Origin of the sequence: Bacillus cereus group sp. BceL291, assembly GCF_051776705.1 — a bacterium.
GTDB lineage: Bacteria > Bacillota > Bacilli > Bacillales > Bacillaceae_G > Bacillus_A > Bacillus_A cereus.
The window spans coordinates 22,091-34,867 of the sequence record NZ_JBPWAP010000056.1; the positions used below are offsets into that span (position 1 = coordinate 22,091).

Genomic DNA, 12,777 nt, shown 5'->3' on the forward strand with positions numbered 1-12,777 from the left:
TTTATATACGCGACACAAAAATCACATTACTTTAACTGTATGGAGCCTATATACTTTTATGCAAACATGAAACAAATTATCATACTTTTCGTTCCTGAATAAACATATTTAATAATGCGGACATTTTATTTGCACCTTTTTTATTCATATGATCACTATCATAAAAATCATCGTCACAAAATAATAGCGAATCAAATAGATCTATGATTTGAAAAGAATATTGAGTTTGAAAATCATTTATAACTTTATAAAAATCTTCTTTTAATTTCTTACTACTACAATTGAAATAATGTGAAGTAACAGGGAACACAACAATTAGTGGCTTTATATCATTTTTTAACAGTAAATCTAAATATTTTTTAAAAATCATTTTATTTTCAACTAAAGTATGAGGGTACGACAATTTAGCATGTGAAGTTGCTCTTATTTTCCCGTGTTCTTCAAAAGGAATGTGAAGAGGAGTGGTATTCCACTCAGCATTTATCCAAGGCAGCGTCAATGATTCATCTTTTAGTTCGTCTAATAAAATATATTCAAAATGCAAATTAAAAATAGAAAGAAGTGGTTTCGGAGTATTTAGATGGGAGAATCCATCAGTGGGTAGAGGAGAGTGAACTACAGTATGATGACCATCTTGAAACAATGGATAATATACTTTGTGAATTCTATATGATTCAGATGATAACGACATATCAAAGTAAAACGAGAAATAGGCTATTCCTATTAAACAATATTGAAATGAATGATTGTTTGATAAAAGTTGTGACGCTATTAAATAATCATAGTATAGATCTTGCGATGGAAGTGTTAATTTTATTGACTTTTTTGAGAGAAGCTCCGTACTTATGCCACAATGCGGATAAGACAAACCGGTAGCAAACAATTCATACGTCGGATCACTCTTTGCTTTTTTCATAGAAATGTATAAAGACATAAGATCCGGATTTATTTGATAGATAGAAATTAATTTATCCTTCCATTCATACATGTATTTTGTTAAATTAATAATTTTTGAACTTTGCACGCCCCTATTTATCAAGTCATTTGTAAGTTTTTCTGCGTCCCCTCTCCAAATGACTATATATTGAAAAGAACTTTCTATACGAACAACATCTGAAACGTCCACAACATGAACTATTGTTTTACATTTATTTTTGTCTAACGTATTTCGAATCCTATCCCCTGATAATTCATCACTTAAAACAATGATTTTATATTGCTCCTTCATGTACATCCCCTCCATTATATGTATAATATGAAATTCATTTTTAATTCGTAACAATCATATACACCTGCAATCTAACAAAAAAATAGCTCCACCATTAGGCGTAGCTATTTTTACAATTATTGCTTATTCAAATTATATTCCTTTATCTAACTCATAAAGTTTACGATACTTTTCATTTTCTTTCAGAAGTTGTTTATGACTACCTTGCATGACAATTTGGCCACGATCAAGGAATATAACTTCGTCTACATGTTCTATTCCTACAAGATGGTGCGTAATCCAAATAACCGTCTTTTCTTCCGTTGCAGAAAACATTGTTTCAATTAAAGACAATTCTGTTTTTGGATCTAAACCGATAGTCGGTTCATCAAGTACAATAATTGGTGTTTCTTGCATAAGAGTTCTAGCAAAAGCAACCCTTTGTCTTTCCCCACCAGAAAACCGCTTTCCCATTTCATGCATTTTTGTTTGTAATCCGGCTGGAAGAGAAGTAACATGTGAAGCTAATTGTGCTTTCTCTAAAGCTTTCCATATCTCTTCATCCGTCGCCTCTGGTTTGCCAATTCGTACATTATTTCCAATTGTCGTATCAAACAAATGCGGCTTTTGATTTAATACAGAAATATATTTAGATAAAAGATTCGTATGGGCTCGTTCACCATTTAGTACAACTTGGCCATTTACTGGGCTTAACGCCCCTGTTAACAATTTTAGTAAAGTAGATTTCCCTGTCCCACTTCTCCCTAAAATAGCAATTTTCTTCCCTGCTTTTATTTGTAATGATACATCTTTTAATACAATCTCATTACTATCTGGATAACTATACGATACGTGATTCAGTTCAATATCTACATGTTTTGGTTCAATATAATCTTTCTCTCCATGCAAATCCGTTTCATCATGTAAAACACTATCACTTTCTACGCCATTAAGACGATGGGTAGATTCTACATACGACGGTATTCGATCGATGGCATCTGCAATAGGAATAAGCGCGTTCGTTACAGATAAAGTCATTAATACGAAAGCTGCGATAACTGTAGGAGCAATTTGTTCACTTGCCGCTTCATTCCCAGTCCATATGATCATCGAAATAACTACAATACCTACTACTAATTGAATGATACTGTCCCGAATATGATACCAGCGTTTCACTCTCTTTTCGATTTTTAACAACTGATCATTTTGTTTTACATACTCATTAATAAATTCATCTTTACGACCACTTGCTTGCCAATCAGATAATCCAAAAACAGCATCTGTCAGTTGTTGATACAAACGGTTTCTTCCTTGCTTTAAAGTAACATGATGTTTCTTCATCAAAAGTAATGATACAAATGGAAGAAGAAAAACGATAATAGCTAACATACAACCTACAATAAGTGCAAAAACAAAATCAAATGCACCGATAACAAGTACGAAGATACTATAAACAACTAGCGCTAATATGCTAGGAAATATTGTACGTAAATATAGGTTTTGCAAATGCTCTATATCTTCGGATAACACTCCTAACATATCACCCGTTTGAAATCGAGAACGGAAAAATAACGCCTGTGGTTCTACTATTCTATATAGCCTCGTTCTCATTTTTTCTAATATACGTAGTACGACATCATGTCCGACTAAGCGCTCTATATAATGAAATACAGCTTGCCCTATACTAAACGCTCTTGTTGCAACAATAGGAACATATACAGCCATTACATTTTCTGGTCTAAGGGCAGATTTTGAGATCAAATAACCTGAAATAAAAAGTAACATCGCTCCTGAACTAACTCCAAGAAGACCAAGGAAAATAGTTAAAGTCATTCTACCTTTATTTTGTTTTATATAAGGTTTAACCCAGTTACTCATTTCTCTCCCCTCTCTTCCCTATGAAAATGTAATGTCTCATTCTCTAAAAGTTCTTCATACGTCCCACTTTCTTTCATTTCCCCTTTATTTAAAATAAGAATATGGTCCATTTGTTTCATCCAATGTAGACGGTGGGTTGCTAAAAATACTAACTTTCCATTAAATAGACGTAACATCGCTTGCTTTATTTCAAATTCGGTTTCAATATCAAGATGTGCCGTAGGCTCATCTAATAAAATGATTGGTTTTTTACTTAAAAGCGCACGCGCCATAGCAACACGCTGTTCTTGTCCGCCACTTAGCATACGTCCACCTTCTCCAATTCTTTCGTGCATCCCATTTGGAAGTGATGTAACGAGTGAACGAAGGCCGACTTCATTAATAACTCTTTCAACTTCTTCATCTGTTGCATTTGTTTCATAAAAACGAATGTTATCCTTTAATGAAAGCGGAAAAATATAAGGTTGCTGCGGAATATAAGCGATATTTTTTTGCCAATCTTCACGAGTAGATCCATCAACTTCTACACCATTTACTAACATCTTTCCACTCGAAGGAGATAAAAAACCTGCTAATACGTCGATTAACGTCGATTTGCCTGCACCACTTTCACCAATAACACCAATAGCACCGTTACCTTCCCAAGTAAAATTAATTCCTTCTAATATAGCCTTTTCAGATTCAGTATTATTAACTTTGATGTCTTGTAATTTCAAGCTACTAGAGGCATTCCATACTATATCTTCATTTAAATCTTTCTTTTGTATTCCTTGTTGTTGTTGCAAAATCTCTTCTATTTGCTCCATCGCAATTTGTCCATCTAATGTTGCATGATAATTTGCTCCCACTTGTTTAATCGGCAGAAAATATTCCGGAGCTAAAATCAAAATTGTAAGGGCTGGTAATAGTATAATCGTTCCATCTATTAAACGTATCCCTAATCCAACTGCCACAAACGCGATTGATAAACTCGTAAAGAAATCTAATGCAAAAGAAGAAAGAAAAGCAACTCGCAAAGTACGCATCGTTGCTTTTCTATACCTTTTACTTACTTTTTCAATCTTTCCTTCGTGCTGTTCACTTTTCCCTAAATACTTTAATGTTTCTAAACCTTTTAACGTATCTACAAAATGGTTCGAAAGTACACGATATATCTCGTACTGACTATCTGCCATTTTTTGCGCTGCTAATCCGAGAAGAATCATAAATATGATCACGATAGGAATCGTTACAACTAAAATGATTCCAGACTCAATATCTAGCGTAAAAACGTATAATACAATTAGACCTGGAACGATGCTACTTCTAATCATTTTAGGAATCGTTAATTCAATATATGTTTTAAATTTCTCAATCCCTTCAATTGATAAGGTAACCAGATGACCAGTTCCAACAGTTTGAACATACCTTGGACCTAATGTGAAATATGCCTCTATTAGTTGTTTTCTTAGTAACGACCCTGTTTTTTCAGCAAAACGTTCCACTAATATTTGTGATGTTCGAACTACTATGTGACGCGCTGCAAACGCGATACCAAAATAAACAATTTCACTTAATATTGTTTGTACTGTCTCTCCATGAAATAAAAACGTAATAGCTCGTGCTAAAAAGATTGTTTGCGCAATAATACTAAAAGCTTCTAAAATACTAATAATCGTTAACGCTACATATAAAATACGGCTACCGGGATAAGACGGAAGTCCTCTTTTTCTTTTCATTAGTACTCCAAATCGTTTTCTGACTTAACAGGTTGTCTAAATACATAATAACTCCATATTTGACTTCCGATAACGAAAGGCAAAATAGCAATCGCAAAGTAAGTCATAAGTTTTAATGCATAAGCTCCTGATGCTGCGTTGTAAATTGTCAAATCATTCATTGCTCCTAAAGAGCTAATCATAACACGTGGGAACATACCGATAAATACACTCGCACTTAGTAAAATGATTGTTAAACTCGTCATAAAGAAAGCCCAACCATCTCTTCTTCTTTTATTTAATAAAGTGGACACTAATAGTGCTACAAAAGCTCCGATTGGCACCATAATCCATTCTGTTCCATGAGCAGTGAAAATGTCGGTTTTCCATAACCCCACACCAGCAAAAACAAGAAGTGTAATTAATGAAAATGGTGCAATTTTTATTGCAGCAATTCGTGCACGTTCTCTCAATTTACCAGTTGTACGTATCGTAAGAAATTGTAATCCGTGAACAATACATAGTAGGAGAAACATTACTCCTCCAAGTAACGCAAATGGATGAAGTAATTGCAAGAATCCACCTACAACATTTTTACTCTCATCAATAGGTACACCTACCATAAAGTTTGCAATCGCAACTCCCCAAAGGATAGGAGGTAACATACTTCCAATAAACATCCCCCAATCCCATGCACTCTTCCACTTATGATTATCTATTTTCGCACGAAATTTAAAGGAAACACCTCGTAAAATTAAAGCAAGAAGCATAAATACAAACGGAATATAAAAACCACTAAATAAAGTTGCATACCAGTGCGGAAATGCCGCAAACATGGCTCCGCCAGCACAAACAAGCCATACTTCATTCGCGTGCCAGAACGGTCCTATTGTATTTAAGTAAACTCGTTTTTCAAAATCATTCTTTCCTAAAAACCTCGAAACCATTCCTACACCAAAATCGAAACCTTCCAGTACGAAGAATCCAACAAATAAGATTGCAATAACTAAAAACCACAACTCATTAAGAGATAACATACTCTTCCTCCTTATCAAATGGATCATGGCTTTGATAATCCTTTTTCATTTTCTTATTCGTGTGGCCCTTAATGGTACGAACAAATAAGTACACACAAATTCCACCCATAATTAAATACATTGATGTGAATGAAATAAGTGAGAATAATACTTCACCGAATGTTACATTTGGTGATACAGCATCTTCTGTTTTCATTACACCAAATACTACCCAAGGTTGACGACCCATTTCAGTCATAATCCACCCTACTGTATTACCGATGAATGGAAGAGAAATTGCATACACCATTAATTTTAAATACCACGTTTTTTCAGCTAAACGATCTTTTCTTGATAAGAACCATCCGTAAGCTCCTAGAAGAAGCATGAATGTTCCACTCATTACCATCGCTCTAAAACTCCAAAACATTGTATGCACTGGAGGAATATAATCTCCAGGTCCATATTTTTCTTCATATTGTTTTTGAATTTGATTCATCCCTTCAACTTGACCGCTAAACTTATCATACGATAATAGACTTAGCATATAAGGGATTTGAATTTCAAACGAATTTTCTTTCTTCTCTGTATCAATTTTCGAAAATACTGTAAATGGTGCTGGATCCTCACTTGTATTCCATAGCGCTTCAGCTGCCGCCATCTTCATTGGATGTGTCTTAATTAATTGTTGCGCTTGTGCATGACCGAAGAATAATACAAGCGCCGTTGTAATTGTTCCAACAATGATAGAAATTCGGAAAGATTTTTTAAATACTACAGTTTCTTGTCCTTTTGTAATTTTCCATGCACTTACACCAGCAATAAAGAATGCACCTGTTGCAATTGCCGCTGTAATTGTATGCGGGAATTGTACCCATAATTGTGGGTTTTGAATAATGGCTAAGAAATCATTCATTTGCGCACGACCATCCGCTGCCATTTCATACCCGACAGGTGACTGCATAAATGCACTTGCAGTTAAAATCCAGAATGCTGATAACATCGTTCCAATTGAAAGGAGCCAAATACACATTAAGTGAATTCGCTTCGGTAATTTATCCTCACCGAATACCCATAAACCTAGGAATGTAGACTCAATGAAAAATGCCAGTAATCCTTCAATTGCAAGTGATGGACCAAATACATCACCTACAAAACGTGAATACGTTGACCAGTTCATACCAAACTGAAATTCTTGTAAAATACCTGTTACTACACCTACTGCAAAGTTAATAAGGAATAATTGCGTCCAAAACTTTGCCATTTTCTTATATACTTCTTGCCCTTTTACCACATACAACGTTTGCATGATCGCAATAATAAAAGCTAAACCAATTGACAGCGGAACAAAAAAGTAATGGAAAATCGTTGTTGATGCGAACTGTATTCGTGCCAATTCGAGCGTTTCCATACTAAAATCACTTCCTTCATAGTTTTTATAATAAAAGTTAATTGAGCAATCTTATCAAACTCAATTATTAAGAAATACGAAAAGACAAAAACATTTTGTATGTATTGTCGAAAAATATGAAGTTTCAGTTTTTCAAACTATTGTAATGCTATTTTTTACCTTTTCACTATTTCTGTAGTGTTTTATTCGTTAATCGAATTGTATAATATACCTGCATAGTAAATTCAGGTTATTTTTGACGTATTGTTGACATCATTTTGTCTGAAATATGTCTTTTGTCATTTTTTTGAAGCAGATTTTTCTCATTAGCAAAATGTGTTTTTTCAATATACGGCTTACTTTATATCTATAAAACAATCGTTTTTTTCTTCATATACTTGACTTCCACCAAAAAAAATGTCCTCGAAACCACCCTCGATAAATACTTGTTTTTTGTCAAGAGAAAAATGTATTTTCAAAATTCAAACTCAAAATAATGTTATTCAAAAATAGAAAATAACTTCCCTCTTCCTCGACTAAAAGTTCATTTTTTTGTCATTTTTCCAGAACAAGTAAAAAAACTGAGAGTCGATTAAACTCTCAGTTTTTTTATTTATTTTGCTGTATGTTTTCTAACGGCTGGTAAAATTTCAGTAGCAATTAATTCAATATTTTTCTCAATTTTATCAAATGGTACACCGCCAAAATCAATTTGTGCCATAAAGCGTTGTTGGCCAAACAATTCATATTGGTAAAGCATTTTCTCAATGATTTGTTGTGGGCTACCAACCATTAAAGCATCACGGTAATCTATTGCATTTGTAAATTGCTGTTTCGGATACCCACCACCGCGCAGTGTAAGCATACCAGCATTAATGTGAGGGTAATATTCACTAAGTGCATCTTGCGAATTTTTTGCCGTATAAAATAAACTCGTTGTCGCAACTGGTAAACTAGCTGTATCAAATCCACTTTGTACAGCAGCCTCGCGGTAAGCATCTACTGACACTTTAAAGTTAATTGCTGGACCACCAAGTGTTGTTATCATCATTGGTACACCCGCGCGTCCCGCTTTAATTGCACTAGCTGGTGGACCTCCAACCGCACGCCAAATTGGTAAGTTATTATTTTTCGCTCTCGGAATAACCGATGCATGTGCGAGCGGTGCTCTGAACTGTCCATTCCATGTTACATGTTCCTCGTTATTAATTTTTAATAAAAGATCCATCTTCTCTTCGAATAATTCTTCATAATCATTCACGTCATAACCAAGTAAACTATATCCCCCAATACGAGATCCACGACCAGCCACAATTTCTGCACGTCCATTAGAAATCAAGTCAATTGTAGCGAAATCCTCATATACTCGAACTGGGTCAGATGTACTTAATATCGTTGCTGAACTTGCAATTTTTATATTTTTCGTAGCTTGTGCAATAGCTCCTAAAATAACTGTATGAGCTTGTGTTGTAAAATGCGTTTGATGACTTTCACCGACAGCAAACACATCAAGCCCTGCCTCATCTGCTAACTTAGCTGTTTCAATTAGTTCGTGAATTCTTTTCTCTGGCGTAATTTTCTCCCCATTATGTGGATTTAAAACATGATCACCAATTGAATATAATCCAAACTCAATTCCTTTTCTTATATCTATACGGTATTTTTCCATAGTTACTCTCCCCTTTAATAAAGTAGTATTCGTTTTTTTCTAAAAACGTTGTAAGTCAGGTATATCTCCGTATTACCTACCCCTTCACTTGATTAGTCAATTGATAGCATAAAAAAAATTACTCTTGCGGTAATTCTTTTTTTTCACTATGCTTATGAACTTTCGTCATTATCTCGTATAATATTTTCTGCTCTTCTTCATTTAATACATCATCAAAAAACGAAGATTGAAATGCAAGTTGCTCTGGCAATGCTTTCTCTAAGGCCGATTCCCCTTGCTCTGTAAGACTAATTGTTTTCGTTTTCCAATCTTGTTTTCGTACAATATATCCTTCTTTCTCAAGACGAGTTAACATTCGAGAAATACCACCTTGTGTAACAGTTACCTTTTCAGCTAACTCCATTTGTGTTAGTGGTTGATACGTACGTATTTGCAAAAGCACATCAAATTGAGCTGTCGTTAAATCAAAACGTTTTAAAAACTCATTTGACATTTGATTACTTTGGTTCGTAAATCGTATTAAACGTAACCATATTAATGATCCTATCGTATTATCACGCATGTTTTGTCACTTCCTAGCGTTCATCTTACTATCACTTTACTACGCAAGTGATAAAAAAGCAAGAAAAAATGTAATAAATATATCGATAGAGTATTGCATAAATAATGATAAGTAAGAATTCATATAAACATGAATTCTTGCTTATCATTATTCTTAACTTTTCATTTCATTCCTTTTCTTATTTTTTTATATGCAACAAAATTTCATCGTGAAATGTGTAAAATCTCATATACTGTAACACCTTTATTCACTGCAATTTCAGGCTTCTCTTCATAAAAATTAAACCTACTATACCCCCATTTATCCGGATTATAAACGATTACATTCCCTAAACACTTTTCGTTGTTTTGTACATTTTCATTCATCGTTTTTAATTGAGTCCCAATCAGTGTTTTACTTTGAGAAATACTTCCTGCATATTCAACAACATATCTACTTTTCTTAAATCCATCACTTAGATTAACCACTAATGGAACACCTATATTTATTTGTTGCCATCCAAAAGATTGTAAAATGTTATCGTAATACCCTTCAAAGATAAATTTATTCATCCCTTCATGACCATTCCAAATATATAAAGGTGCATAGCAGTTATAAAAATTCCCGTCTTTCTCCGTTTCCGTAATTAAATAAGCTTTAAAATTTAGTGCTTGGAAACCATCAGTTTTATAACCATTATCCTTTACCCTTTTCTTAATAATTTCCATGTCATAATCCTTTGGCAAAATGACCTTATATTGCATTCCAATCATGTTTATCACTCGCTTTCAATCTTATATACATTATGATAAATCGATAAGTAGCTAACGTAAAATAGGTATAAATTATGTTTGGTATCATTTATAATGATAGTGCATAAGGGGCTGAGATATATGGAAATAAATGATCTTATTATATTCAAAACTGTAGCCAGTGAGGGTTCTATTAGTAAAGCTGCTAAAGAGTTAGGTTATGTTCAACCGAACGTAACTGAGCGAATCAAAAAATTAGAACAAGAATTAGAAACGCCTTTACTACATAGAGATAACAAAGGCGTTTCCTTATTACCTTCTGGTGACATTTTATTAGATTACACGAATCAAATATTAACTCTATTAGAAGAAGCGAAAGATAAAATTAAAACAAGTGGGTCTTCTTATATAATCGCGACGTCACAATCGATTTTGACTAATTATTTAAGTAAGCGTATTAAAGAAAATTTCATGAATTATCAAATATATGTAGAAAATAGTAGTCATTTGCCAAAATTACTGCAGCAACAAAAAGTTGATATGGTCATCACTTATGAGGATGATTCTGGTGCAGGTTTTAAAAAAGTATTTACTACTTCAATTTCTATAGGCTTACTAAAAGATCAAGAAAAATGTATCATTGACTATTCAAAGGAACTCTTCTTCGTTAGTAATGACAAAAAGTGTCCTTTTAGAAATAAGACGATACAATTTCTAAAAGAAAATAATTTATCTCAGCGTCAACTTCAACAATTAGATTCTTATTCGCTTATGGAAGAGTTTATTCAGGACGGAAAAGGGATAGCCTTTTTGCCGATTAAAAATGATAAATTGGTACCAATTGAAGATGTTCCAGTTGAGAAATTAGCTGTTCATTTTTTTACAAATCAAAACTCCTTCAAACAAATCCCTGATGAACTATTTGGTTAATAAAAATCCCTCCTTTATGAATCTAAAAGAGGGATTTTCATATTCTATACAATTGATTTTTCACACATTTTGCTCCACTTCTGCACTTTTCTCCTTCTTATTCCGTTTCATATTCTTCAGTCCCTTAACCGTGCCAACTAATCCTTTCGGGAAAACTAGCAATACGATAATGTACAATAAACCAAGAATAATCGTCCATCGTTCAAAGATCGGATACTCTGTAGCTAGTTCTGATAAATAATATTTTAGGGATTCAATAATTCCAGCTCCTGCAATTGCTCCAATTAACGTTCCAACCCCACCAATCATCGTCATCAATAATGCATTTAATGTCATTTCAATTGAAAATACAGTCGTATTAACAAAACGCAATGTGATCACAAATAAACCACCGCTAATCGCAGCTACTACTCCTGCAACAATGCTAGCAATAATTTTATAATGAAGCACTTTATATCCTAGTGCTTCAACACGTTGCTCATTTTGTGAAATTGCTTTTAATACTTTTCCAATAGAAGATTTGGTGAAAAGACGTAAGAGAACAAAAATGATAAGTAAACATATAAGTGTTACATAATAAAACGTAAAACGATCACGGAATACGTCTGGTACACCAAATGTAAAACCATCTCCTCCGTGAGTGAGCCCACGCCATTTTTCAGCAAGGACGAAAAACAACTGTGAAATAGCAAGTGTTAACATTGCATAAAAATGACTTTTCAATCGTAAAGAAAGCAAACCAATTATATAACTAACGATTGCTGAAACGATAATTGCAGCTACTATTCCAATTAAAAAGTTCGTTATTGATACGCCTTGTCGATCAAATAAAAGCGCTACCCCATATGCTCCTATCCCAAAGAACATACAATGACCGAACGATACAATTCCTGTATACCCAAGCAATACATCAAAACTCATTGCAAAAATAGCAAAGATAAAGATTTGAGCGAACAAAATTAACAGGCTCCGTGAATCATTTACGAACGGAAATACACTTAAACAAATGAGCATACATACTCCGAAGTATACTTTAATTCGGTCCGATGTGTTGTTCACCATTTCACCCCTTTTCACCAACAAGTCCAGTTGGCTTCACTATTAAGAAAAATAGTAACATTAACATATTAATTGCAAGTGATAAATCTGGTATAAAATACGCTGTAAAAGCACCAGCTAATCCGACAATTAAAGAAGCAATAGCTGAACCTTGTACGCTTCCTAATCCACCGATAATTACTACTATAAAAGCTAAAATTGCATACTGCATGCCCATCTCGGCGAAAATAACGCCCGAATACGGTGCTAATAAGAATCCTCCCAAAGCTGCCATCCCTGCTCCTAATAAAAAGACGAAAGAAAATATCGCTTTTACATTAATACCAAGCGCTTGAACCATTTCTTTATCCATTACACCTGCACGGATCATAAGACCTATCTTCGTCTTTTTGAGTAATAGTAGTAGTGTGATGTAAATAATTATCCCAATCAAAATAACAAATAGACGATATTTAATTAATATAATACCTCCGAATGTAAAACTTCCTTGTAACCATAACGGTAATTTTGCACTAATAGGGTTTGGCCCCCATGCCCATCAACTTAAGAACAAAAATAAAATGAACTTTCGTTCAAAGCAACTAAAAAACTCGTAATGTACTTTTGGTATTGAAAAGTACACACACCAAATAAACTCT

At 33.8% G+C, this 12,777-nt stretch carries 10 protein-coding genes and 1 pseudogene; 1 reads left to right on the top strand and 10 read right to left on the bottom strand.

The features are described from left to right. Positions 1-79: 79 nt before the first annotated feature. The 8 genes from ACS2CR_RS25905 to ACS2CR_RS25940 all read right to left on the bottom strand — a co-directional run bounded on the left by ACS2CR_RS25905 (position 80) and on the right by ACS2CR_RS25940 (position 10,171). The gene (locus ACS2CR_RS25905; protein ID WP_053512681.1) at positions 80-1,228 is read right to left on the bottom strand and encodes a hypothetical protein; all 1,149 of its coding nucleotides are present in this window, start codon (positions 1,226-1,228) and stop codon (positions 80-82) included. A 132-nt stretch (positions 1,229-1,360) separates the two neighbouring features. Then, on the bottom strand, positions 1,361-3,085 hold the full coding sequence (gene cydC / locus ACS2CR_RS25910; protein ID WP_053512680.1) for a thiol reductant ABC exporter subunit CydC: 1,725 nt from the start codon (positions 3,083-3,085) through the stop codon (positions 1,361-1,363). Next, positions 3,082-4,803, bottom strand: coding sequence for a thiol reductant ABC exporter subunit CydD (gene cydD, locus ACS2CR_RS25915; protein WP_053512679.1), 1,722 nt, complete (start codon positions 4,801-4,803; stop codon positions 3,082-3,084). The genes cydC and cydD overlap by 4 nt, the downstream gene beginning before the upstream one ends. Next, complete coding sequence (gene cydB / locus ACS2CR_RS25920; protein ID WP_053512678.1) at positions 4,803-5,819, bottom strand: cytochrome d ubiquinol oxidase subunit II; 1,017 nt, start codon at positions 5,817-5,819, stop codon at positions 4,803-4,805. Before cydB ends, cydD begins: the two co-directional genes overlap by 1 nt. Next, positions 5,806-7,209 (bottom strand): cytochrome ubiquinol oxidase subunit I, encoded by a 1,404-nt coding sequence (cydA, locus tag ACS2CR_RS25925; protein ID WP_043935022.1) that lies wholly within the window; start codon positions 7,207-7,209, stop codon positions 5,806-5,808. Before cydA ends, cydB begins: the two co-directional genes overlap by 14 nt. 592 nt (positions 7,210-7,801) lie before the next feature. Then, positions 7,802-8,857 carry an LLM class flavin-dependent oxidoreductase gene (locus ACS2CR_RS25930; protein WP_053512677.1) on the bottom strand — a complete coding sequence of 352 codons (1,056 nt, stop codon included), beginning with the start codon at positions 8,855-8,857 and terminating at the stop codon, positions 7,802-7,804. A gap of 118 nt (positions 8,858-8,975) precedes the next feature. Further along, positions 8,976-9,419 carry a MarR family winged helix-turn-helix transcriptional regulator gene (locus ACS2CR_RS25935; protein ID WP_053512676.1) on the bottom strand — a complete coding sequence of 148 codons (444 nt, stop codon included), beginning with the start codon at positions 9,417-9,419 and terminating at the stop codon, positions 8,976-8,978. 203 nt (positions 9,420-9,622) lie between these two features. Next, a complete protein-coding gene (locus ACS2CR_RS25940; protein WP_000579895.1) occupies positions 9,623-10,171 on the bottom strand; it encodes a DUF4865 family protein in 549 nt (182 codons plus the stop codon). 120 nt (positions 10,172-10,291) lie between these two features. On the opposite strand from ACS2CR_RS25940, the gene ACS2CR_RS25945 reads away from it, so the two are divergent. Then, positions 10,292-11,080: a LysR family transcriptional regulator gene (locus ACS2CR_RS25945; RefSeq protein ID WP_000405005.1), complete on the top strand. Its 789-nt coding sequence runs from the start codon at positions 10,292-10,294 to the stop codon at positions 11,078-11,080. A gap of 60 nt (positions 11,081-11,140) precedes the next feature. On the opposite strand, the gene ACS2CR_RS25950 is transcribed toward ACS2CR_RS25945, so the two are convergent. Next, complete coding sequence (locus ACS2CR_RS25950) at positions 11,141-12,094, bottom strand: branched-chain amino acid ABC transporter permease (protein ID WP_053512690.1); 954 nt, start codon at positions 12,092-12,094, stop codon at positions 11,141-11,143. Positions 12,095-12,143: 49 nt separating this feature from the next. After that, positions 12,144-12,671 (bottom strand): annotated as a pseudogene (locus ACS2CR_RS25955) (branched-chain amino acid ABC transporter permease); the annotation flags it as partial. Positions 12,672-12,777 lie beyond the last annotated feature (106 nt).

What these genes read in the sequence shown, in the direction of transcription:
- ACS2CR_RS25905 (WP_053512681.1), bottom strand. Translation starts at nt 1,228, where the DNA reads ATGAAGGAGCAATATAAAATCATTGTTTTAAGTGATGAATTATCAGGG.
- cydC (WP_053512680.1), bottom strand. Translation starts at nt 3,085, where the DNA reads ATGAGTAACTGGGTTAAACCTTATATAAAACAAAATAAAGGTAGAATG.
- cydD (WP_053512679.1), bottom strand. Translation starts at nt 4,803, where the DNA reads ATGAAAAGAAAAAGAGGACTTCCGTCTTATCCCGGTAGCCGTATTTTA.
- cydB (WP_053512678.1), bottom strand. Translation starts at nt 5,819, where the DNA reads ATGTTATCTCTTAATGAGTTGTGGTTTTTAGTTATTGCAATCTTATTT.
- cydA (WP_043935022.1), bottom strand. Translation starts at nt 7,209, where the DNA reads ATGGAAACGCTCGAATTGGCACGAATACAGTTCGCATCAACAACGATT.
- ACS2CR_RS25930 (WP_053512677.1), bottom strand. Translation starts at nt 8,857, where the DNA reads ATGGAAAAATACCGTATAGATATAAGAAAAGGAATTGAGTTTGGATTA.
- ACS2CR_RS25935 (WP_053512676.1), bottom strand. Translation starts at nt 9,419, where the DNA reads ATGCGTGATAATACGATAGGATCATTAATATGGTTACGTTTAATACGA.
- ACS2CR_RS25940 (WP_000579895.1), bottom strand. Translation starts at nt 10,171, where the DNA reads ATGATTGGAATGCAATATAAGGTCATTTTGCCAAAGGATTATGACATG.
- ACS2CR_RS25945 (WP_000405005.1), top strand. Translation starts at nt 10,292, where the DNA reads ATGGAAATAAATGATCTTATTATATTCAAAACTGTAGCCAGTGAGGGT.
- ACS2CR_RS25950 (WP_053512690.1), bottom strand. Translation starts at nt 12,094, where the DNA reads ATGCTCATTTGTTTAAGTGTATTTCCGTTCGTAAATGATTCACGGAGC.